This is a genomic window from Streptomyces sp. NPDC051582 (assembly GCF_040681715.1).
Taxonomy (GTDB): Bacteria; Actinomycetota; Actinomycetes; order Streptomycetales; family Streptomycetaceae; genus Streptomyces.
Map to the genome: position 1 here is coordinate 176,442 of NZ_JBFAZJ010000014.1, position 22,636 is coordinate 199,077.

Annotated in this window: 19 protein-coding genes and 1 pseudogene; 13 read left to right on the forward strand and 7 right to left on the reverse strand. The window is 70.2% G+C overall.

Translation table 11 applies throughout. The features are described from left to right. Positions 1-163: 163 nt before the first annotated feature. Positions 164-820 (reverse strand): methyltransferase domain-containing protein, encoded by a 657-nt coding sequence (locus tag AB0M92_RS20255; protein WP_366103610.1) that lies wholly within the window; start codon positions 818-820, stop codon positions 164-166. Positions 821-1,312: 492 nt separating this feature from the next. Here AB0M92_RS20255 and AB0M92_RS20260 point away from each other — a divergent pair, with 492 nt between their 5' ends. From AB0M92_RS20260 to thpD, 5 genes are all read left to right on the forward strand, one after another. After that, positions 1,313-2,395 carry a helix-turn-helix domain-containing protein gene (locus AB0M92_RS20260; protein WP_366103611.1) on the forward strand — a complete coding sequence of 361 codons (1,083 nt, stop codon included), beginning with the start codon at positions 1,313-1,315 and terminating at the stop codon, positions 2,393-2,395. Positions 2,396-2,790: 395 nt separating this feature from the next. Continuing rightward, positions 2,791-3,342 carry a diaminobutyrate acetyltransferase gene (ectA, locus tag AB0M92_RS20265; RefSeq protein WP_366103612.1) on the forward strand — a complete coding sequence of 184 codons (552 nt, stop codon included), beginning with the start codon at positions 2,791-2,793 and terminating at the stop codon, positions 3,340-3,342. A 128-nt stretch (positions 3,343-3,470) separates the two neighbouring features. Beyond that, entirely contained in the window at positions 3,471-4,739 is a 1,269-nt protein-coding gene (gene ectB / locus AB0M92_RS20270) for a diaminobutyrate--2-oxoglutarate transaminase (protein ID WP_366103613.1), read from the forward strand. A 35-nt stretch (positions 4,740-4,774) separates the two neighbouring features. Beyond that, on the forward strand, positions 4,775-5,182 hold the full coding sequence (locus tag AB0M92_RS20275) for an ectoine synthase (RefSeq protein WP_366103614.1): 408 nt from the start codon (positions 4,775-4,777) through the stop codon (positions 5,180-5,182). A 38-nt stretch (positions 5,183-5,220) separates the two neighbouring features. Further along, positions 5,221-6,123, forward strand: coding sequence for an ectoine hydroxylase (gene thpD / locus AB0M92_RS20280; RefSeq protein WP_366103615.1), 903 nt, complete (start codon positions 5,221-5,223; stop codon positions 6,121-6,123). Positions 6,124-6,232: 109 nt separating this feature from the next. On the opposite strand, the gene AB0M92_RS20285 is transcribed toward thpD, so the two are convergent. From AB0M92_RS20285 to rhaI, 5 genes are all read right to left on the reverse strand, one after another. Continuing rightward, a complete protein-coding gene (locus AB0M92_RS20285) occupies positions 6,233-6,559 on the reverse strand; it encodes an L-rhamnose mutarotase (RefSeq protein ID WP_366103616.1) in 327 nt (108 codons plus the stop codon). Continuing rightward, the gene (locus AB0M92_RS20290; RefSeq protein ID WP_366103617.1) at positions 6,556-9,783 is read right to left on the reverse strand and encodes a discoidin domain-containing protein; all 3,228 of its coding nucleotides are present in this window, start codon (positions 9,781-9,783) and stop codon (positions 6,556-6,558) included. Before AB0M92_RS20290 ends, AB0M92_RS20285 begins: the two co-directional genes overlap by 4 nt. A 383-nt stretch (positions 9,784-10,166) precedes the next feature. After that, the gene (locus AB0M92_RS20295) at positions 10,167-11,639 is read right to left on the reverse strand and encodes a rhamnulokinase family protein (RefSeq protein WP_366103618.1); all 1,473 of its coding nucleotides are present in this window, start codon (positions 11,637-11,639) and stop codon (positions 10,167-10,169) included. Positions 11,640-11,646: 7 nt separating this feature from the next. Next, positions 11,647-13,686: a bifunctional aldolase/short-chain dehydrogenase gene (locus AB0M92_RS20300; protein ID WP_366103619.1), complete on the reverse strand. Its 2,040-nt coding sequence runs from the start codon at positions 13,684-13,686 to the stop codon at positions 11,647-11,649. A gap of 116 nt (positions 13,687-13,802) precedes the next feature. Then, a complete protein-coding gene (gene rhaI, locus AB0M92_RS20305) occupies positions 13,803-14,969 on the reverse strand; it encodes an L-rhamnose isomerase (RefSeq protein ID WP_366103620.1) in 1,167 nt (388 codons plus the stop codon). 152 nt (positions 14,970-15,121) lie between these two features. Between rhaI and AB0M92_RS20310 the strand changes: the two genes are divergently transcribed. Next, complete coding sequence (locus tag AB0M92_RS20310) at positions 15,122-16,141, forward strand: LacI family DNA-binding transcriptional regulator (RefSeq protein ID WP_366103621.1); 1,020 nt, start codon at positions 15,122-15,124, stop codon at positions 16,139-16,141. A gap of 279 nt (positions 16,142-16,420) precedes the next feature. Here the strand turns inward: AB0M92_RS20310 and AB0M92_RS20315 are convergent, their stop codons facing one another. After that, entirely contained in the window at positions 16,421-17,419 is a 999-nt protein-coding gene (locus tag AB0M92_RS20315) for a LuxR C-terminal-related transcriptional regulator (RefSeq protein ID WP_366103622.1), read from the reverse strand. Positions 17,420-17,639: 220 nt separating this feature from the next. Here AB0M92_RS20315 and AB0M92_RS20320 point away from each other — a divergent pair, with 220 nt between their 5' ends. The 7 genes and pseudogenes from AB0M92_RS20320 to AB0M92_RS20350 form a co-directional block, all read left to right on the forward strand. Beyond that, positions 17,640-18,164 carry a hypothetical protein gene (locus tag AB0M92_RS20320; protein ID WP_366103623.1) on the forward strand — a complete coding sequence of 175 codons (525 nt, stop codon included), beginning with the start codon at positions 17,640-17,642 and terminating at the stop codon, positions 18,162-18,164. A 53-nt stretch (positions 18,165-18,217) separates the two neighbouring features. Beyond that, complete coding sequence (locus tag AB0M92_RS20325; protein ID WP_366103624.1) at positions 18,218-18,742, forward strand: regulator component; 525 nt, start codon at positions 18,218-18,220, stop codon at positions 18,740-18,742. Further along, on the forward strand, positions 18,742-19,941 hold the full coding sequence (locus AB0M92_RS20330; protein WP_366103625.1) for an MAB_1171c family putative transporter: 1,200 nt from the start codon (positions 18,742-18,744) through the stop codon (positions 19,939-19,941). The genes AB0M92_RS20325 and AB0M92_RS20330 overlap by 1 nt, the downstream gene beginning before the upstream one ends. A 174-nt stretch (positions 19,942-20,115) precedes the next feature. Next, positions 20,116-20,301 carry a hypothetical protein gene (locus tag AB0M92_RS20335; RefSeq protein WP_366103626.1) on the forward strand — a complete coding sequence of 62 codons (186 nt, stop codon included), beginning with the start codon at positions 20,116-20,118 and terminating at the stop codon, positions 20,299-20,301. A gap of 6 nt (positions 20,302-20,307) precedes the next feature. Then, positions 20,308-20,586 carry a hypothetical protein gene (locus AB0M92_RS20340; RefSeq protein WP_366103627.1) on the forward strand — a complete coding sequence of 93 codons (279 nt, stop codon included), beginning with the start codon at positions 20,308-20,310 and terminating at the stop codon, positions 20,584-20,586. Between the two features lie 577 nt (positions 20,587-21,163). Further along, positions 21,164-21,592, forward strand: a complete 429-nt coding sequence (locus AB0M92_RS20345) for a hypothetical protein (protein ID WP_366103628.1) — start codon at positions 21,164-21,166, stop codon at positions 21,590-21,592. 68 nt (positions 21,593-21,660) lie between these two features. Next, positions 21,661-22,636 (forward strand): annotated as a pseudogene (locus AB0M92_RS20350) (hypothetical protein); the annotation flags it as partial.

A 22,636-nucleotide genomic window follows, 5' to 3' on the forward strand; every position in this document is an offset into this window, starting at 1 on the left:
CCCGACGGCGGCATCGTCGCCCGGACTCGACCAACCGGTGCGCCAGGACTCCGGAGCACTCCATGTGCCCGTCCCGGACCGGGCGCCGGCCGAACAGCGGGGCCGGATCGACCAGTTGCACAACATCAGGGACAGCGCCCCTCGTTCGAAGCCGCAGCCGGGCTCAGCGGCAGGCGCGCAGCGCGACGAAGTGACGGCCTCCGCCGGTGGTCCAGCGCTCGGTCTCGGTCCATCCCGATGAGGCCGCGTGACGGCTCAGGGCGGTCGCGCCGACCAAGGCCCACGGGAAAACGGCGCTCACGGGCCCATGCCCTGCGTGGATCCTGACGCGGCGGCGCTCGTCCACGTCAGTGGCGGCGGCCTCCACCAGGAGCAAGCCTTCCCGGTGGACGAGGTCCCGGACCCGGCGCAGCAGCCGTCGGGGATCACCGCCGATGCCGATGTTCCCGTCGATCAGCAGCGCCGTTTCCCACCGGCCCTCTTCGGGGAGCGGATCGAAGACCGACCGGCTCAGGGCCGAGCCTCCCCGGCACACGGTGGTGATCACCGCGGAGGGGCAGACGTCGATGCCGAGGACCTGCCGGCCGCGCCCCGTGAGGGCCTCGACCAGCCGGCCGGCGCCGCATCCGATGTCCAGTACCCTGCCGGTGCACCGGCGCAGCACGGTCCGGTCGGACTCGTTTGCTGCGGCGCACCACCGTTCAACGTCCAGGGGCAGTGACCAACCCTCCCCGTCGCGCAGGGACAGGGTCTGCTCCGGGGTGTGGATCGCCCGCGCGTAGGAGCCACTGCTCCAGGCCCGGCGTGCAGGATCGGTCATCCTTCATATCTCGCCGCACGCTCCGCCCGCGGCCCCCTCCAGGCCGCCGATTCCCCCGAACGGCCCCGCACCGCGGGCGGACGCCGGGAGACCGGGGCCGGGGCCCGCTGCCGGTCAGGGCATCCTCGGGCGGTGTCTTCGATATGGCCTGCCGCCGCTCGCCCCGGGCGCCTCGGCCCGGCGGTCCCGAACTCGGTCCGGCTCCCCTCCCGGCAGCGCCGACCTCCCCGGGTGCTCCGGCACGTGGCCATCAGCCTTGAAACAGTCCCACGCACCACCGCCCGGACGCCCCCCGTTCCCCGCTTCGGCATCCCGGCGGTGGCGCGTTCCCCCGCCCCCTGATCCTGCCGCGTTCCGCACCCGGCACACACTGCCGGTGACCGGCAGCATTCGCGCGCTCCTGCTGCCGACGACGGAAGCACTCGCGGAACGTGGCAACCTGGTGCCCGCGTCAAGGAAGCGTCATGGGCGCGTCAGGACTGGGGGAAGTACATGCCGGACCGAACGGCAGCAGCGGATCATCTGGCGGGCTACGCCGACATCGTCGCCTCCGCGTGCGCCACCGGGCGCCGGCTCAACCGCGACGAGCTGGACTCCCGCCGCTTCGAGGGCGAGCGGGCCGCGGAGGCCGGCCTCCCGTTGCGCTTCCTGATACGCGACCACTTGGCGGCGGCACAGACCGTGCGGCCCGTACCCGCGTCGCCCGGTGGACTGCTGGCGGTGGTGGAACAGGCGGTGGACGCCTTCGTCGAGGGGTTCGAGCGCGCCCAGCAGCAGGCCGTCCGTCAGGAGGAGGCCGCCCGGCGCGAGTTCGTCGACGACCTTCTGTACGGGCGCAGCGATCTCGGCCGCCTCGCGGAGCGGGCCGAACGCTTCGGGCTGCGCCTGTCCCAGGCACACGCGGTGGCCGTCGCGGTCGGGCCCGAGCCCTACGGCGACGGATTCCGTGTCGCCCGGGGCATCGAGACGGCGGTACTGACCCGCTTCCCGGGCCGGCAGATCCTCCTCACCACCAAGGACGGCCGGCTGATCTGCGTGGCCCCCGGGGACCAGCCCGACGTCCTGGCGTTCTTCGCGAAACAGGCGTACGCGGCCACCGATGGCGGCAGGGTCGCCATCGGCCGGTCCCACCCCGGCGCCGGCGGAGTCGTCCACTCCTATGAGGAGGCCCTCGGAGCACTCGACCTCGCCGAACGGATGGGCTTCGACGAGCCCGTACTTCACGCCGTCGACCTGCTCGTCTACCCCGTCCTGACCCGCGACCGGCAGGCCATGGCCGACCTGGTGGAGACCACGCTCGGTCCGCTGGCAAAGGCGCGGGGCGGCGCCCAGCCGCTCATCGATACGCTCACCGCCTACTTCGACTGCGGATGCGTGGCCACGGAGGCCGCCCGCCGCCTGTCTCTGAGCGTGCGAGCGCTGACCTACCGGCTGGAGCGCATCCGGAGCCTCACCGGGGCCGACCCCGCCGATCCGATCAACCGCTACGCCCTCCAGACCGCGGTGATCGGAGCACGCCTCCTCGGCTGGCCCTCGGACGCGGACTGGGCCGTGAAGGAGCGCAGCCGCGCGTAGAGGGCAGGTCCGGCCTCCTTGCCACAGCCTCCCGGAACCGGCGATCGGCCCGTCCTTCCGACGTGATCAGCCGCCGGAACACGACGGAGCCCAGGCCGAGCCCAGCATTCGGACGGCGCCGCTCACGCATAACCATCCCGTCGCTGACGAAACCCGCAGGTCACCGAGGGACCCATCACATTCGAGAGGCAAAATCCGGCACAGAGCAAAGACGTTATGCCCTCGTTACATTCGGGAGGGGTGGGGTGAAATATGCGCGTTTTTCATGCGAATAGGACCTCAACACTCACGCTTCACCATCCCCGAACAGTGCGGCCCAATACCATGCACCTCGACCTCTTCGTAACCCCATAGGCCCATGCGATTTGCTCCACACCTCGGTAGCTTCGGCCTGCATGACCGCCCATGCCGAACTGGCCCGTTACAGAAAGAACCCCTCGACCGCTCCGCTCGCATCGACGATGCTCATCGACCGCCCCCGCCAGGGTGACGGCGCGCGGCTGTGGCGCCTCGCACGTGACTCCAGGACGCTCGACCTCAACTCGGCCTACAGCTACCTCCTCTGGTGCCGCGACTTCTCCGCCACCTCCGCCGTCGCCCGGGATCCCGCCGGGCGGCCCGTCGGATTCGTCAGTGGGTACCTCCGACCCGAAGCACCCGGGACGCTGTTCGTCTGGCAGATCGCCGTCGACGATTCCATCCGCGGCCTCGGAGTCGCGGGAGCACTGCTCGACGGCCTCTCCGCCCGCGTGGCCTCGGAACACGGACTGAGCCACCTGGAAACCACCATCACCCCGGGAAACGTGGCTTCTGAGCGGCTGTTCGCCTCGTACGCCGAACGGCACAGCGCCACGCTGACGCGCGAAGTGCTCTTCGAGGCGGATGAGTTCCCCGGGGACGGCTACGCCACCGAGGTGCTCCACCGCATCGGGCCGCTCCACTTCTGACTCCCTCCCCCCTCCCCCCCCTCTCAGCACGGGCTCCGGTACACCGACGCCTACCGGCGACCGCCCGAACGCCGAACCACCGAACCACCGAACCACCGAACCACCGAACCACCGACTGGAGAGTCGCCTTGACCATGACCGAGCTGGTCCCGTCCGTCTTCGAGACCGTGGAGTCCGAGGTCCGCAGCTACTGCCGTGCCTGGCCCGTCGTCTTCGAGCGCGCCACGGGAAGCCGGCTGTACGACGAACACGGCCGTGGCTACCTGGACTTCTTCGCGGGCGCCGGATCCTTGAACTACGGGCACAACGACCCCGTCCTCAAGCGGGCCCTGCTCGACTACCTGGAGCGCGACGGCATCACGCACTCGCTCGACATGTCGACGACCGCCAAGCGGGCCTTCCTGGAGACCTTCCGGTCCCACGTCCTCGAACCCCGCGCCCTGCCCTACAAGGTCATGTTCCCGGGGCCCACGGGCACCAACGCCGTGGAAGCCGCGCTGAAACTCGCGCGGAAGGCCAAGGGGCGCGAAGCGGTCGTCTCCTTCACCAACGCCTTCCACGGCATGTCCCTCGGCTCGCTCGCCGTCACGGGCAACGCGTTCAAGCGGGCGGGCGCGGGCATCCCCCTTGTGCACAGCACCCCCATGCCCTTCGACCAATACCTCGGCGGCAGGACCCCCGACTTCCTCTGGTTCGAGCGCCTGCTGGAGGACCAGGGTTCCGGCCTCAACCATCCGGCGGCGGTCATCGTCGAGACGATCCAGGGCGAGGGCGGCATCAACGTGGCCCGCGCGGAATGGCTCCGCGCCCTGGCGGACCTGTGCCGGCGCCGCGACATGCTCCTGATAGTCGACGACGTCCAGATGGGCTGCGGCCGGACCGGCGAGTTCTTCTCCTTCGAGGAGGCCGGCATCACCCCCGACATCGTCACTCTGTCCAAGTCGATCAGCGGCTACGGGCTCCCCATGGCCCTGTGCCTGTTCAAGCCCGAACTGGACTTGTGGGAGCCCGGCGAGCACAACGGCACCTTCCGCGGCAACAACCCGGCCTTCGTCACCGCGACCGCCGCCCTGGAGACCTACTGGGGCGACGGAGCCCTGCGCGAGCGGACCCTCGTACAGGGTGGACGCGTCGAGAGTGCGCTGAGCGAGCTGTGCGCCGAGCACGGCCGGCTGGGGGCGACCTTCCGCGGTCGCGGAATGGTGTGGGGCATCGAGTTCACCCACAAGGAACGCGCCGCGGCGGTGTGCCGAAGGGCCTTCGAGAACGGTCTGCTCGTCGAGACCTCGGGCCCCGAGGGAGAGGTCGTGAAGCTGCTCCCGCCGCTCACCACCACCACCGACGAACTCGACGAGGGCCTGGAGATCCTGGCCCGCTCCGTCCGCGAAACCGCCTGACCAGGGCTTCCGCACAGACCACGAAGGGCACCACCATGATCGTCCGCTCGTTCCGGGACATCGAGGGAACCGACCGCCACGTCAGGGCGGCATCCGGCACCTGGGAGAGCAAGCGCATCGTCCTGGCCAAGGAACGCGTGGGCTTCTCACTGCACGAGACCGTCCTGTACGCCGGCACCGAGACGTCCATGTGGTACGCGAACCACGTGGAGGCCGTGGTCTGCACGCAGGGCGAGGCGGAGCTCAAGGACGAGGAGACCGGCCTGACCTACACGATCACGCCGGGAACCATGTACCTCCTCGACGGCCACGAGCGCCACACCCTGCGCGTGAAGCAGGAGTTCCGCTGCCTGTGCGTCTTCAACCCGCCCGTGACCGGCCGGGAGGACCACGACGAGAACGGCGTGTACCCCCTGCTCACCGAACCGGACCAGCACGGCTGACGTACCCGAACACGCAGAGAGGAGAGGCAGGCACCACCATGACCATCGCATCGACCCGCACCACGACCGACCTGTACCCGACCCGGGGATCCGAGGAAGTGCTCATCGGCCGCAAGGACCCTGTGGTCTGGTCCGAGCCCGGCACGCCCGGACCGATGTGGGCCCACGAACTGGAGACGTACGACCGCGACGGCTTCCTGCCGGTCGGCGAACTCATCACGCCGGACGAAGTGGACCTCTACCGGGCCGAGATGAACCGCCTGCTGCACGATCCCTCGACCCTCGCCGATGACCGGTCCATCGTGGAGCCGAAGTCCCGCGAGGTCCGCTCGGTCTTCGAGGTGCACCGCATCAGCGAGACGTTCGCGGCGCTCGCGGCCGATCCGCGCGTCGTCGGGCGCGCGCGGCAGATCCTGGGCTCCGAGGTGTACGTGCACCAGTCCCGGATCAACGTCAAGCCCGGTTTCGGCGCCAGCGGCTTCTACTGGCACTCCGACTTCGAGACCTGGCACGCCGAGGACGGCCTGCCGAACATGCGCACCGTTTCGGTGTCCATCGCCCTGACACCGAACTACGCCACCAACGGCGGCCTGATGATCATGCCCGGCTCCCACCGGAGCTTCCTGGGCTGCGCCGGATCAACTCCGAGGGACAACTACAAGAAGTCCCTCCAGATGCAGGACGCCGGCACGCCGTCGGACGAGGCGCTGACCCGGTTCGCCTCGGCCTGCGGCATCAGGCTCTTCACCGGCAAGGCCGGATCCGCCACGTGGTTCGACTGCAACGCGATGCACGGCTCGGGCGACAACATCACCCCTTACCCGCGCAGCAACGTCTTCCTCGTCTTCAACAGCGTCGAGAACCGGCCCGTGAAGCCCTTCGCCGCGCCGGTACGCCGCCCCTCGTACATCGCCTCGCAGGACTTCACTCCCGTGGGCTGAGCGGTCCTGCCGGTCCGGTCCGGTACGCCTCGGACCGGACCGGCAGGTCCGAGCGGGAAGGTCAGGACGACCAAGGAGTACATGGACAAGACCTGTTCGAGCTGCACTGTCAGTCCAGGTGGAACACCTCCGCCAGCGGTGCCATCGCCCGGTCGGCCGGCGTGCCGTCCAGGGACTCGAAGTAGCGGGACATCTCGGCCTGCCAGCGGGCGTTGACCTCGGTGGCGGACATCGCCTCGCGGGCGCGATCGAAGTCCTCGGCCTCCAGGTAGCCGACGAGCAGGCCGTCCGGGCGCAGGAACAGGGAGTAGTTGGTCCAGCCGGCGGCCCGGAGGGCATCGAGCATCTCCGGCCACACGTGGGCGTGGCGCTCGCGGTACTCGTCGCCGAATTCGGCCTTCACATGGAGCAGGAAGCAGATCCGGTGCTTCGTCATGAGACACCGATCCCCGCCAGCTGCATGTAGTACACGCCGAACTGGTCGGCTGTGAGCGTGGTGCCGGTGACCTTCACGTACCGGGCGGTGGTGGCGGCGAAGGCGAAGGACAGGCCACCGGCTCCGGGGCGCGGGTACGAGCTCCTCGACACCGCGGTGGTCCAGTTCGTGCCGTCGGTCGAGAGCTGGACGGTGAAGGCCGAGGGGAAGCCGCGCCCGGTGTTCGGGATGTCGTCGCGGGGGTACAACGTGACCTGGCTGATCCGTGACGGGCCGCCGAGGTCCACCCGCGCCCACTGCGTGGTGTCCGGGGAGCCCGACCCGGCGCTGCTCCAGCCCGAGGAGTTCCACAGGTCGGTGTGATGGCTCCCGTTGGTGAGGTTGGCGGTCAACCAGCCCTCGCTGGGGTACTCGACCGAGCTGGAGGTGGTCGCCGTGCGGCCCGGCGCCAGGTCTCCGCCGACAGCCTCGATCTCCGCGAACTGCATGCGGAAGGCACCGAACTGATCGGTACTCAGGTTGGTTCCCGTCACCTTCACGTAGCGCGCGTCGACCGTCGCGAACGGGAAGGTCTGCGCCGTGGCGCCGGGCCTCGCGTACCCGGTCCGGCTGCTGACCGTGGTCCAGTTCGTGCCGTCGGTGGAGGTCTGGATGGTGAAGTCGACCGGGAAGCCCTGACCGGCGTTGGCCCCGTCGCTGCGCGGGTGGAGGTCCACCCGGCTCACCGGCCGGGTCGAGCCAAGGTCCAGCCGCACCCACTCGGTGTGGTTGGAGGCGGTACTGCCGGAACTGCTCCACCCCGCGGCGTTCGGCGCCGACGGCCGCTGTCCGTCGACCGCCGAGCGGACACCCCAGCCGTCGGCCTCGTACGAGCTGGAGGCGGTGGCTGCGGCGCTCTCGGCCGGGGCGAGAGAGGTAGGCACGATCCGGGCGTTCCAGAAGTTCGCGCTGGCGCCGCCGGTGACCAGACCCACGGCGCCTGCGGTGAACGCCGCGTCGGTGACGGTCAGCACCGGCGCCTGCCCGGTCCCGGAGTAAACCGTCAGTGCGTTCCCGCGCGCCACGACGCGCAGGCGGGTGCGCTGCCCCGGCACGTAGCCGGGCACGGACGCCGAGCCGATCGTTGTGCCGCTGCGGTAGACGAACACCTGGCCGTTGTCCCGCTGGGCGATCAGGTAGCCGGAGTCCAGGTCCGTGCCGTTGGCCGAACGCACCATCAGACCTGCCCAGTTGGTGCTTCCTCCGAACGGATTGACGCCGGTGATCTGCAGGTCCACGCCGACCGAGACGTCGGTGTAGCCCCGGCCGCGCAGGTAGGAGACCTGCCCCCAGTTCGCCGACGTGTCGGACTGCGTGTACCGGGCGCCGCTGGTCGACCAGGTCCCCCGGGTGTGGGTCCAGAAGTGGTCGCCGCCGCTGAAGTCGTCCGTGAACGGCAGCGCCAGGTCACCGGATGCCGCGGCCAGTTCGTCGAGGAGCTGCTTGTGCCGGCCCTCGACGTCCCACCCGGAGGTGTCGTACGCCGTCGGGTTGGTGATCACCGTCTCGGCCAGGGTGCGTGCCGCCTGCGGCTTGACCGCGGCCAGCTGCTGCAGCAGTTCGAAGTCCTGCAGGCCCGCGGTCTGAGCCTCGCTGCGGAGGCTGTCGAAGATGCCGTAGGCGGCCTTGTCGGGATAGACCAGCCAGTGGTCGCCGGTCTGCGCGGTGTTGAAGGTGTCGGCGGCCGGGTACGGCTCGCTGAAACCGTCGTGCCAGTAGTTCCAGCCCCAGTGCAGGTAGCCGTCGCCGCCGATCTTCCAGGTCAGCCAGGGGAGGAGCCTGGTGCCGCTGAGGTGGTTGCTGGTGAAGCGGTTCATGTACGAGCCCTGCGGGAGGATGCAGCTGTACAGCCACAGGTCCTTCCCGCTGATCCGGTAGCTCTGATAGAGCGCGACGTTCGCGTCGTAGTTCGACGAGAGCGGGGTCTGCGTCGACAGATGAGCCGCGTCCCCGGTGAAGGTGGTCAGCTGCGCCTCGTTGGTGCGCGGGTTCGGGAAGTACTGCTCGTAGCGGGTGTAGAGCCAGCCGGCGGCCGTGGCCTGTTGCGTGGTGGTGGGCTCGTCCAGGGCGCTCATGTAGAACTTGTCCGTCCAGCCCTTGGCATCCAGGTGCGCCTTCAGCGCCGGGAAGAACTGGTTCAACCAGTTGTTGGTGTCCGGGCAGCCGTTGGCCGGAGCGGAGTCGGGCCGGCAGAGCGCGTGCTTGACCGCGCCGCTGACGCCGTTGGCCGGCACCAGCGTGTCCAGGTTCGGACCGGAGGCGGGCGGCTCCAGCAGGGTCGGGGTGTAGAGGTACTGCATGGCCCCGGCGCTGACGAAGAGGTTGACGAACCGGTCGAAGGTGGACCAGCCGAAGGTGAAGCGGCCCGCGGCGTCGACGGTGGTGTCCGGAATCAGCAGGGCCACCGCGTCGGCGTAGATCACGTTGTTCCGGTGCCGCGCCATGTTCGCCGCGATGTTGGCCTCGACGGTCCACCAGTTGGCGTCGTACATCTGCACGCCGTACTCATTCGGGATCGAAGCCTCAGTGCCCTCGTAGTCCCAGCCCGCCGAGGTGAACCAGTTGTTCATCTTGAACGTGGACCGCGAGGTGGGCGGGATCGTGGCGCTGTACACGGTCACCGATACGGGCACCGTGACGGCGCCCAGGCTGCTGTTCACCCGGGCGCTGCCGATGTAGACGCCCGGCGCCTGACCAGCCGGCACGTAGACCTGGTAGTAGGCGGCGTACGTGGTGTTCGCCGCCACCGACTGCGGACTGTTGTTCATCAGCGCGTCGTAGTACGCGGTCCCACCGTCGGGCGGGTTCTGGACGTTGCCGACCTTCTGGATGTTCGGGTGGTTGTACTCGTAGCGCGTGGTGATGTTCGCAGCGGGAATGAGCGCGCCTCCGGGGCCGGTCAGCGCCCCGGAGGTGACGGACACCCCGGTCTGCGCCGAGCCGGACCGCACCAGGATCTGCGCCCCCTCGTAGGCGTTGCGGGCCGCGTACAGCTCGATCCCGGTCGGCGCCCAGCCCGGCGGGGTGGTCGACGTGAAGGGCCGGTCGGTGGCGTCCAGGGTCCACACGGTCGGCCCGCCGGCAGCGCCGGCCTGAGGCGCGGTGAGGACGGCCAGCGGCACTGCGGACAGTGACAGTGCCAGGCACAGAAGGAGGCGCAGGGATCTGCGGCGACGCGTGCGCATGGAAACCCTCCGAACTCTGAGAAATGGCTTCGCGAGCCGAACAGGCTTTTTCCAAACCTGTTCAGGCCGCCCGCAATTGCTGTGCGGCGCGGCTTTCGGTCGACGCGGGGCCTCGCCGTTCGCAGTTCCGGTAACGGCATGTGGGCAGCTCACAGCAGTGACGGCGAGGTCGGGATGACACGAAGGGCAGCCACTGGTCGCGTGATCGCATCGGGAATATGTGCACCTGGCCACCTGACGGCCAGCACGTCGCCCTTCGGTAAATGGAGTGTTTCCAGAATTTACGATCCACAACCATGCGCACTTGAGCAATATTTGACCGACCGTCACCGTCTGTACGGCGGACGGTGACACCGCTTCCGTGCCGTGCGGCTCAGATCAGGTCAGGCGAGCCCCACGCGGGCGGCGGCGACGTCCCACGCGCGGATGTCCCCGGCGGGCTCGTAGCGTCGCAGGCGCTGGGTGCGGGCGACCAGCCGACGCATGGCGCCGCGGTCCTCGACCAGGCCGTGGGTGCGGGCCTGGACGAGGATGTTGCCGATGGCGGTGGCCTCGGCGGGGCCGGCGATGACGGGCAGGCCCGTGGCGTCGGCAGTGAGCCGGCACAGCAGGGCGTTGCGGCTGCCGCCTCCGACGAGATGCACGGCGCGGATCATGCGGCCGGTCAGATAAGCCGCCTGGAACAGGGTGTGACGGTGCGCCAGGGCCAGGCTCTCCAGGATGCAGCGGACGACGGCGCCCTGGTCATCGGGCAGGTGCTGGCCGGTGCGGGCGCAGTGCTCGGCGAGGCGGGCCGGCAAGTCGCCGGGGGCGAGGAACTCGGGGGCAGCGGGGTCGACGAGCGCCGCGAACGGACGCGCGGCGGCGGCGCGTTCGAGCAGCTCGGGCAGGTGGTGGCCCTCGCCACGGGCGCGCCAGGTGCGCCGGCTCTCGCTGAGCAGCCAGAGTCCCATGACGTTGCGCAGGTAGCGGACGGTGCCGTCGATACCGAGTTCGTTGGTGAAGTTGGCGGCGCGGGAGGCGTTGGTGAGGACGGGCGCGTCGAGTTCCAGGCCGGCGAGGGACCAGGTGCCGCAGGAGATGTAGGCGAAGTCCTCGGCGGCGGCGGGGACGGCGGCGACCGCGGAGGCGGTGTCGTGGGAGGCGACCGCGACTACGGGGGTGCCGGGGCGCAGGCCGGTGGTGGCGGCGACGTGCGGAAGGACGGTGCCGGCGTGGTCGCCGGGGCGGCGCAGTGCGGGCAGGAGGGCCGGGTCCAGGTCGAGCGCGGCGAGGACCCGGGCCGACCAGGCGCCGGTGCGGGCGTCGTACAGGCCCGTGGTGGAGGCATTGGTGACCTCTGCGCCGACCGTGCCGGTGAGCCAGTGGGTGATCAGGTCGGGCAGCAGGAGCAGGGTGCGGGCGCGGTCGAGGTGCTTCTCGGCGGCGAGCTGGAAGACCGTGTTGAACGGCAGGTGCTGAAGGCCGGTGATCCGGTACAGCTCACGGGCCGGCAGGCGGCACCGGACGGCCTGGACGGCGGCGGCGCCGCGCGGGTCGCGGTAGTGGAACGGGTTGCCGAGGAGCGCGCCGTCGGCGTCGAGGAGCCCGTAGTCGACGGCCCAGCTGTCGATGCCGACGGAGGCGAGGTCCCAGCGCGCGGCGGCCTCGCGGAAGCCGTCCAGGACGCCTTGGTACAGGCCGAGGGCGTTCCAGTGCAACCCGTCCGGGAGTTGGACGGGAGTGTTGTCGAAGCGGTGGGTCTCGGTGAGGTCGAGGCGGTCACGGCCGACCCGGCCGACGAGCACCCGTCCGCTGGTGGCTCCGAGGTCCGCCGCGGCGAAGGCTGCCGGAGCGTGCGGGGTGCGGGGCGTCACGGCAGCCTCAGCGCAGGAAGGCCGCGGCGACGCCGGCGTCGACGGGGATGTGGAGGCCGGTGGTGTGCGTGAGGTCGCCGCCGGTGAGGGCGAAGACGGCGGCGGCGACGTGCTCGGGCAGCACCTCGCGCCCCAGGAGGGTGCGCTGGGCGTAGAACGTGCCGAGCTGCTCCTCCGCGATGCCGTAGGTGGCGGCGCGCTGGGCGCCCCAGCCGCCGGCGAAGATGCCCGAGCCGCGGACCACGCCGTCCGGGTTGACGCCGTTGACGCGGATGCCGTGTTCGCCCAACTCCGCTGCGAGCAGGCGGACTTGGTGGGCCTGGTCGGCCTTGGTGGCGGAGTACGCGATGTTGGCGGGGCCGGCGAAGACCGCGTTCTTCGAGGCGATGTAGACGAGGTCGCCGCCCAGGCCCTGCCGGATCATGATGCGGGCGGCCTCCCGGGAGACGAGGAAGGAGCCGCGGGCCATGATGGCGTGCTGCCGGTCCCAGTCATCGGCGGTGGTCTCCAGCAGCGGCTTGGAGATGGAGATGCCCGCGTTGTTGACCACCAGGTCGACACCGCCGAAGGCGAGGACCGCGGTGCGCAGCGCCTCGGCGATCTGCTCCTCGGAGGTGACGTCGACGGTGACGGCCACGGCCCGGTCCGGGCCGCCGAGTTCGCCGGCGACGGCCCGGGCGGTGGCGGCGTTGACGTCGGCGACGACGACGCAGGCGCCCTCGGCGGCCAGGCGGTGCGCGATGGCCCTGCCGATGCCGGAGCCTGCGCCGGTGACCAGGGCGACGCGGGTGGCCAGCGGTTCGGGCGCGGGCATCCGCCGCAGCTTCGCCTCTTCCAGCGCCCAGTACTCGATGGCGAACTTCTCGCACTCCTCGATCGGAGCGTAGCGGGAGACCGCCTCCGCGCCGCGCATCACGTTGATCGCATTGAGGTAGAACTCGCCGGCCACGCGGGCGGTCTGCTTGTCCCGGCCGAAGGAGAACATGCCGACGCCCGGGACCAGGACGATCACCGGGTCGGCGCCGCGCATGGGGGGCGAGTCCGCGGTGGCGTACCGCTCGTAGTAGGCCCGGTAGCCGGCCCGATAGCCGGTGTGCAGCTCCCGCAGGCGGGCGATCGTCTCGTCCAGGGGCGCGCTGGCGGGCAGGTCGAGGACCAGCGGGGCGACCTTGGTGCGCAGGAAGTGGTCGGGGCAGGAGGTGCCGAGGGCGGCCAGGCGGGGATGCTCGGCGCGGGAGAGAAAGTCCAACACGGGCGCCGCGTCGCTGAAGTGGCCGACCTGCCGCAGGTCGGTCGAGGCCAGACCGCGGATGACGGGGGCGAGCGAGGCGGCGCGCCGGCGGCGTTCGGCCTCTGGCAGGGCTTGGTAGCCGTCAAGCTGCGGGCCGAACGGCTCGGCCTTGCCGTGGCGGGCCAGGAAGGCCTCGGCGGTGCGGATGATGTACAGGGCGTTGGCCTCGCACTCCTCGCTGGTGGCGCCCCAGGCGGTGATGCCGTGACCGCCGAGGACGCAGCCGACGGCCTGCGGGTGGGTCCGATTGATCTCGGCGATGTCCAGGCCGAGCCGGAAGCCGGGACGGCGCCAGGGCAGCCACGCCACGGCGTCGCCGAAGCAGGCGGCGGTGAGCCTTTCGCCGTCGGCGGCGGTGGCGAGCGCGATGCCGGAGTCGGGGTGCAGGTGGTCGACGTGCGCGGCGTCGACCAGAGCGTGCATGGCGGTGTCGATGGACGGAGCCGCGCCGCCGTTGCCGTGCCGGCAGTACTCGAACGCGGCGACCATCTCGTCCTCCTGTTCCACGCCCGGGTAGGTGTCGGCGAGGGCGCGCAGGCGGTCCAGTCGCAGCACGGCCAGTCCCGCCTCGGCGAGGGTGGCGAGGTCGCCGCCGGAGCCCTTCACCCACATCAGGTCGGCGGGCTGCCCGGTGACGGGGTCGGTGGCTGCGCCCTTGGCAGAGGTGTTGCCGCCGGCGTAGTTGGTGTTGCGCGGATCCGATCCGAGCCGGTGGGAGCGCGCGAGGAGGGCGGCGACGACGGGGTGCTGGGCCATGGCGGGAGCAGCTTCCTTGTCCGGTGGCGGTGGCGCTCTCATAGGGGTGCGCGAGGAGGGTGCGGGCCGGCCCGTGGGCACGAGGTGGCAGGGGCCGGCTCGCGTTGGCGGACTGGTCAAGCCCCCCATCCGGCCTGGGCTCCGCCGACCCGCTCGGCGACGATCTTCTCGGCCCAGCCGCCGGCCCGGTAGGCCGCGACCGGGTTCGGGTCTCGCCCGGCCTCGGCGCGGACCTCGGCCAGCAGCGGACGGACGTCGGTGGCGTACGCGTCCATCAGCACCTCGTTGGCGCCGAGCACATCGCCCGCGCTCTGGGCGGCCGCCAGGGCCGAGCGGTCGACCAACAGGGCCTTGGCCGTGGCCTCCTGGACGTTCATCGCCGAGCGGATGATCGCCGGGATCTTCGCCTCGATGTTGTGACACTGGTCGAGCATGAACGCGACGCCGGCCTCGGGGGCGAAGCCGCCGTTCCCAGTGACCTCGTGCAGGATCCGGAACAGCTGGAACGGATCGGCGGCGCCGACCATCAGGTCGTCGTCCGCGTAGAAGCGGGAGTTGAAGTCGAAGCCGCCGAGCTTCCCCTCGCGCAGCAGGAACGCGACGATGAACTCGATGTTGACGCCGGGGGCGTGGTGGCCGGTGTCGACGACGACCGCGGCCCGGGGCCCGAGCCGCAGGCAGTGCGCGTACGCGGTGCCCCAGTCCGGGACGTCCGTGGTGTAGAACGCGGGCTCGAACAGCTTGTACTCCAGCAGGATCCGCTGGTCGTCGCCGAGCCGCCCGTACACCTGCGACAGGGCGTCGGACAGGCGTTGTTGGCGGGCCGAAATGTCATCCTGGCCGGGGTAGTTGGTGCCGTCGGAGAACCATAGCTTGAGGTCGCGCGAGCCGGTGGCGTCCATGATGTCGACGCATTCCAGCAGGTGGTCGAGAGCCTTGCGGCGCACCCGCGGGTCCGGATGGGTGACGGAGCCGAGCTTGTAGTCCTCGTCCTGGAAGACGTTCGCGTTGATCGCGCCGATCTCCAGCCCGAGCTCGCGGGCATGGGCGGACAGCGCGCCGTAGTCCTCGACCCGGTCCCAGGGAATGTGCAGCGAGACCTTCGGGGCGACGCCGGTGGCGGCGTGCACCTGGGCCGCGTCGGCGAGCTTCTCGAACGGGTCGCGCGGCACACCGGGTTGGGCGAAGACCTTGAAGCGGGTTCCCGAGTTCCCGTAGCCCCACGAGGGCGTCTCGATGCGCTGGGCCCGAAGGGCGTCCTTCACGGCGGATAGGTCGGCCACCGGAGCACCTCCCACGATCTGAATCGTTTCAGCGAGACGGTAGGTGGGACCGCGGGAAGCGTCAAGGCACTGACGGGGAACCGTCGTTGTGCTGTCGTAACCTGATTTGCGGGTCGGCCGTCGGAGCCGGTGAAACATTTCATTGGTGGGACATGGGCGGCGCGGCGAGCATCAAGGACGTGGCACGGGCGGCCGGTGTGTCGGTCGGCACGGTCTCCAACGTGATCAACCGGCCGGAGACGGTCGGCGAGGGGACCAGGGCCAGGGTCCGGGACGCGATCGACCAGCTCGGCTACGTACGCAGCGAGTCGGCGCGCCAGCTGCGCTCCGGCAGCAGCCGGATCATCGGTCTGCTGGTGCTCGACCTGGGCAACCCGTTCTTCGCCTCCGTGGCGCGCGGGGCCGAACAGGCGGCGCGCGCGGCGGGCCTGCGCGTGATGGTCTGCAACAGCGCCCAGCGGCTCGCCGACGAGGCGGACCACCTCGCCCTCTTCGCGGAGCAGCGGGTGCGCGGGGTGCTGCTGACCCCGGCCGACGCGCACGGGTCGGGAGCGGCGGCGCTCCGACGCGGCGGCGTGCCCTTCGTGCTGGTGGACCGGCTCGCCCCGGGGCTGGAGGCCTGCTCGGTGTCGGTGGACGACGTCGGGGGCGGCGCCCTGGCGGCCGGGCACCTGCTGGCGAGCGGCCACCGACTGATCGCCTTCGCGGGCGGCCGCCACCGGCTGCAGCAGGTCACCGACCGTCGCAGCGGCGCGCTTCGGGCGCTGGCCGGCCGCGACGCCGTCCTGCTGGACCTGGACGTGGACGGGCTGGACGTGGCGGCGGGCCGCGACGCCGGCGCCCGGCTGCTGGGGATGCGGCCCAGACCGACCGCGGTGTTCTGCGCGAACGATCTGCTGGCCCTCGGGATGCTGCAGGCCGCGTTCACCGCGGGGCTGCGCGTACCCGAGGACCTCGCGATCGTCGGCTACGACGACATCGAGTTCGCCGCGGCGGCCGCGGTGCCGCTGACCTCGGTGCGCCGGCCCGCGGAGGCGATGGGGCGGACGGCGGCCGAGATGCTCGCCGAGGAGACGGGCCTGGACGGCGCGGCCCACCGCCACCGACAAGTCGTGTTCAAGCCGGAGCTGGTGGTGCGGCGTTCGACGCTGGTCGTGCCGCTGCCCGGCTGAGCCCGGCGCTGCTGTGCCCGCGCGACTGCCGTCGGTGCGGCACCTCGACGGCGAGGCCTGGGCGACCACGCCGGTCTCGCGGGCGAGGACGACGGCTCGGGCGCGTTCGCGCAGGCCGAGTTCGGCGAGGACGCGGACGACGTGGGCCCCACCGGACGGCGAAACGGGCGGCACGCTCCGATCGGTACTCGCGTCCGTCAGGTGTGGCACCGCTCCCGGCGGAACATCGCCGAACGGTGCGCGCCCAGGGCTGCGGCGACTGTGGTGACGAAGACGAATTCAGTTCAGCCAGCCGTGTTGAGTCGCCTTCATGCCGGCCTCGAAGCGGCTCGACGCGTCGAGGCGTTCCATGAGGCCCGCCATCTGCCGGCGCACGCTGCGTGCGGAGATGCCGAGGCGCCGCCCCGCCACCTCGTCGGTGATGCCGCACGCGAGGAGTCTGAGGAGTTCCTGTTCGGGGGGAGTGAGACCGCTGCCGCCGTCCCTGGTATGGCCCGTACCCAACGGGACGGCGGTGTTCCACGTCTGCTCGAACAGCGCGACCAGCGCAGCGACGATCCCCGCTTCGCGGGTGCACAGCGCTCCGCGTTTCGTATCGGACGGATCGAGGGGGACCACGGCGACCTCTCGATCGAAGACGAGCATGCGCGGAGGGAGCGTCGGGCAGGTGCGAACGGCGCCGCCCCGTTGCACCATCCACCGCGCGTAGTCGAGAGTCGCGGGGTCGTGGCGCACGCTGTCCTGGTAGAGCGTCAGAACGGTGACGCCCCTGCTCATGGCCGCGTCGTCCAACGATCTGGACGCGTCGAGACTGGCTTGCGACTGGGCTCCCCCCGGCATGACGGAGAGGCACTCACCAGAGACTTCCCGCGCCAGGACCTCCAGCGTCGCCTGGATGGCGTCGAGGCCGACCAGGCGCTGGGTGTCAGCCGCCGGGTGGGTGGGCGCGGCGGATCTGAGGTCGGCGTATTCGGCGATGGCCCGCGCCGCAGCGGCCTTGCTCAGTTCGAGTTCCCGCTGACGGCGGAGGAGTTCCTCCTCCTGCCGTCGCAGCAGCATGTCCAGGCCGAGCTCCGGGCTGACCGGCCGCATGACGCCGAGTACGTCCCGAGAGGCACGCAGGAGCCGAAGATCGGCAAGTTTGTCGAGGGCGGCGCGAACGGCGCCTTCGGACACTCCGAGTTGGTCGCAGAGTTCTTGTACGCCCCCTTGGGGATCGGCGAGCATCGCCCGATACACCGCTTCCGATACCCCGTCCAGCCCCAAAATGTCCAACATCCCTCAGCCCCCCAGCCGTTCAGCGATTTAAATCGCCATGAGTCTAGGTTCCCCCCGCCTTTCGATCAAGCGGACGTTCGAGCCTTGCACGTCGGGCCGGGCCTCTGACCAACGGCCGTCTGAGCTTTCATCGGTTTGGACGATGTACGGGATGGCGAATAAAATCGGGCGCTGGTGCATGGGGGGTATGTTGACCGTCGACTGATCGGAGCTGACCGGAATGGACGCAGACGAAGCTGGCGACGGACACCACGCGCCTTCACCGCCTGACCGCGCCCGCAAGATCTCGGAACGGCTCACCCGGCTCATCGACCAGGAGACCGTCCGGGCAGGAGGGAAGACACCCGCGTACCGGGAGTTGGCCGACAGGGTCAATCGGATCGCCGGGCGCAGCGTCATCTCCAGGGACACCATCCGCAACCTGCACCAGTCAGTCACACAGAAGGGCCAGGCTCCCAATCCGACGGTCGAGACACTGGACTGGCTGGGCCTGGCGTTCGGAATCCGTTCGGGGGCAACGTACTTCCTCGACGACGAGAGAGCCGTCACCGTGGACCAGCAGTTGCTGGCCCTTGAGAAGCTGGCGAACATCCAGTCCGTCGTGGGGAACGCCGGGGTCATCGGCCTGGCGCAGCGCGCCTCGGGTCTTTCCGACAACAGTCTCCACATGCTGGTCGCGCTCGCCGACCGCCTGAGTGCGCTTGAGGCCGAGGCGGCCGGGGAGGCGGGCGGGGACGCGCTGTAGCAGCCGCGTAGGGTAGGGGCACACTCACGGCTGACCGAAGGATCCCTCTCCCCATGCCCGTACCGCGGGGTTTGCGCAGGCGTTGCGAGAACATCCTGGCCGAGTTCGAGCTCCCCGATCCCTTCACGGTCGACGCCTTTCGCGATGCGCTGGCCCGCCACCGTGGGCGCCCCATCGTGATGGAGCCGCTTCCCGCGACCGCTCTCGCCTCTCCGTGCGGGGCGTGGATCACGATGCCCAGCGTGGACGTCGTCCTGTACGAGCAGCGGACGAGTCCGGCTCATCAGGATCTGATCAAACTCCACGAGCTGGGTCACGTGCTGTGCGGCCACACCCCCAGTGTCGATCTGGCCCAGCTCGCCGGGGCCCTCACCGAACTGACCCCAGAGCTGGTCACTCACACGCTCGGCAAGGCACGCAGCGATTTCGACGAGGTAGAGGAACAGGAAGCCGAGATGATCGCTGTGCTGCTGGCCGACCTGGCCGGTGCCGACCAGGTCGGCACCCCGGCCTCACGCCGACTGGCGAGCAGCCTCGCACACCCCATGCGCCGTCTGCGCTCGTGGCGGGGTGAGTGATGTACGCGATCTACCAGTTCGCTCTTCCCGCCGTGCTGTGGACCGTGGTGCTCTGGCGAGTTCCTTCCGCCTTCGGTTCACGGCCCTCGCGGTACTTGTTGGGCTTCCTCACCGCGCTCACCGTGGCGGTGACCACGAGAGCGCCCGCTGTGGAGGACCTTGTCCGGGTGACGACGGGATCACCGGACCTGCCCGTCCTGATCAAGCACCTCGCCGGCCTGGCATCGAACTATTTCATCCTGGAATACGTGATCACCGTCCACGGGCGCCGACCCCGGCGAGAGGCTGCCTCACGTCTGCGGCTCGCGGCGGTCCTGCTGGCCGCGGTCACCCTCACCGTGGTGTTCGTCTTCTTCTTCACACACGACTCCACCGTTCCGGCGACCCAGGTCACCGACGCGCACCTGGGCGACCCGGCAGTGCGCCTGTACGAAGGCATCGTCTACGCCTACCTCGGCACCGCGACGGTGCTGTCGGCGAAGCTCTTCTGGTCGAACCGGCACAGCGTGCCCCGAGGTCTCCTGCGAGCGGGCGTGATGTGCCTGGCCGCCGGCTCCGCGCTCGGCTTCACCTACACCCTCTACCGGGTGCACTTCCTCGCCCGCCAGGGGAGTCAGGCGCAGGCTCCCGAGCCCGGGAGCATCGACTTGCAGCTCTCCGAGGTGCTTCCTGCGATCACACTCCTCGTCCTCCTGGTCGGCCTCGCCCTGCCACCCCTCAGGACGCTGGGACGCTATCTCCACGACCAGTACGCGCTGTGGCAGCTGTATCCACTGTGGAACCGTCTGCTGGAGGCCGCGCCGACCGTGGTGTTCGGCCCACGCGTGGGCCGCGCGCGCGACCTCTTCGTTCTCGGTGACCGGACCCTGGACGTGGCCCACCGGGCTTTCGAGATCCGCGACGCCTGCCTCGTGCTCCGCGACCGGCTCATCGCACCTTCCCCGGAAGCATCCGCGTCCGGAGTCGCGGGTCCGCCGGGAGGGGACGAGCCCGACGCCCGCGCGGAGGCGGCTTGGCTGTGCGCCGCGCTCCAAGGGGATCTTGACGCCGGCCAGCCGCCTCTTGCGTCACACGCCAGGACTCCGCGTGAGGAGATCGCCTGGCTGCTCAAGGTGGCGGCCGCCTACAGGCAGTTGTCGGGACCACAGGGTGCTGCTCCAAGGAGCCGTAAAGGCAGGTCGGCGGAGCCCGCGTCCTGATGCGGCCAGGCCGGATGCTGACAGGTCGTTAGGCTTCCGGGGCGCCGCCGGTGTCGGCAGGATGGTGATCACCGGAACGGGGCAGGACGCCAAGTCACTGTCCGGTCCGGGGAGATGGCAGCCCGATCACGGGGGCCCGTCTCCACGCCGACATCACCAGTTTGGGGTACCGCCATGTCCACAACCGCTCGCCTGCTGACCACAGCCGTCCTCGTTCCCGTTCTGTCCGGCGTAGCGGCGACCCTCGCTTCGACCGCCTACGCCGCGACGCCCCCGACGGGCATCGGGTGGGATGTGGCCCCGGTGAACGCAACGGCGTCCACCGGCGGTCCGTCGGCCAACGGCATCGGCTGGGACTGACACGCGATGGTGCCCGTTCACCTCACCCTGAAGTGGACCGGGGACGGAGCACCCGACGAGAGCCAGGCTCACGCCTTTGTCGACGTGATCTGGGCTCACGCAACACCTGACCACGGCATAGAGCACATCCGGGCACGCACCGGCCCGGACGGCATCGGGATCATTCTCTTCATCCGCGCCGCGGGCACCGACATCGCGCGGGCCAAGGCCACACGCCTGGCGACCGCCGCACTTGTCTCGGGTGCCACCGCCGCCTGCGGATATTCCCTCACGCTCCACAGCTGACGACGCCCGGCCGCAGCGACAGCGCGCGCCTTCTCTCCTTGGCTCATCGCAGCTTTTGTGCGCCGACTGCGTGGCCTACCGGCCACCAGACACGTCATCCACCGGCTCCATCGCAGCCTTCCACCAGCCCCTCACCCCACCGGGATTCGTCATGCCCATGCAACTGAAGCGATCCACGTTCGGCACCGTGTCGGTGGCCTTGACCGTCTGTGCGGCGGCTGTGGCGACGGCCGGTTGCGGCCGCGCCGAGGCCGGCACAGTGCCGACCGCAGCCGCGCACAAAGCCCCGGCAGCGCCACAGGCACCCTCCTTCCAGCCAAGCGCGCCTCCCCCCGGCAAGGGACCGGCCGGACAGAAGGCGGATCCGCAGCCGTCGGCGTCCTCCGAAACCCGGTCACCGGTCGGAACGCCCGCACCGGGAAAGGGGGATCCGGGCACCCCGGCACGCACCGTGGCTGTCAAGCCTGAGGGCCTGGCGAAGATGCCCGTCGAGAAGAGTCTCGGCTGGAAGCCGGATGGTCCTCTGGGCAGCCAGGAACTGCACGGGCGGAAGATCACGCTGAATGAGTGCGCGACCGTGGCCGGCTCAACCCTCTGGCAGCAGCAGGGCTACTTGAGTTCGGCCAGGAACGCGGCTGGTCAACAGCTGTTCCTCTTCCCCGACGCCGCGACGGCCAAGGGTGCCTACGACCATCTGGTCGCCGACATGAGCAGATGCCAGTCCGCCTCCCGCGACGTCCAGGCCCGCGAGGGAGTACCCCAGGACGCCGTCTTGTCCGTCACCGCCACCATCACGGAGGGCACCGCTTGGTCGCGGCGCTGGACGGGAGCCGGCGGTATGACCGCCGGCGGCGTACAGACCAACCACCTCTACGCCGTCCACCAGGGCGACCACCTCGTGCTCTTCCAGTTCGACGAGCTGGCCGAGCGTCCCGCACCACCGCACGACACCTCCACCGACGCCGCCCTGCTCGGCGCGCTCGCCGACCTCGGCGCCCAGAACTGAGCGGCCCGGCACCGCTCGTACGACCCAGCTGGATCCCCTGCTCTTCTCCCACTTCTTCAGGAGCCACGTTGTCCACAAAGACTTCGGCCTTCCGCGCCGCCGGCATCGTCGCCGCTGCCTGCGCCGCCTCGCTCGTCCTGTCCGCCATGCCCGCCCACGCGGACAGCATCCAGGCCGAGTACGCTTCCGTCACTTCGACCGGATCGCTGGGCCGCTACGCCGCCCCCGGCGGCAAGGTCGCCCGCAACCAGGCCATATCCAGGGCCCAGGTATGGGTGGATCAGAGGGTCCCGTACAGCGCCAACGGTCTCCAGTCCCCCTACAGCTGGTGGGCCGACGGCAGCACCGGTGGCCGCTACCGGCAGGACTGCTCCGGCTTCGTCTCGATGGCCTGGCAGCTCAACTCCAGCCGCACGACCTACTCCCTGCCCGGCGTCTCCACACAGATCAACAAGTGGGATCTGCAGCCCGGTGACATTCTCAACAGCAACGATCACGTCGTGCTGTTCGCCGGTTGGAAGGACAAGAGCGAGGGCACCTTCAACTACTACCAGGAGAGCAGCCGCAGCCGGCCGACGAGCTACAACACCGACGGCGACCTGTACGCCTCCAGCCTGGCCAGCCACCCCACCAGCAGCTACTCGGCGCTGCGATACGACAACATCACCGAGAACACGACCGCTTCCACCGCGGGTGTGTACCGGCCGGGTGAGTCGGTGTTCTACGTGTCCGACAAGAACGGGGGCCTTGCCGGGCACGCCGGGTTCGGTGCCCAGGGTGACGTGCCGCTCAGCGGCGACTGGAACAAGGACGGAAAGGACACCTTCGGCGTCTACCGGCCCCAGACGAACACCTTCCTCCTCACCGACGACAACAGCACCGTCACGATGGAGAGCACCTTCGGCAGCGCGGGCGACGTTCCCCTCGTCGGTGACTGGAACGGCGACGACAAGGACACCATCGGCGTCTACCGCCCCACCGACCAGACCTTCTACCTCACCGACGACAACCTCACCGTGACCCACACCCTCAAGATGGGCAACG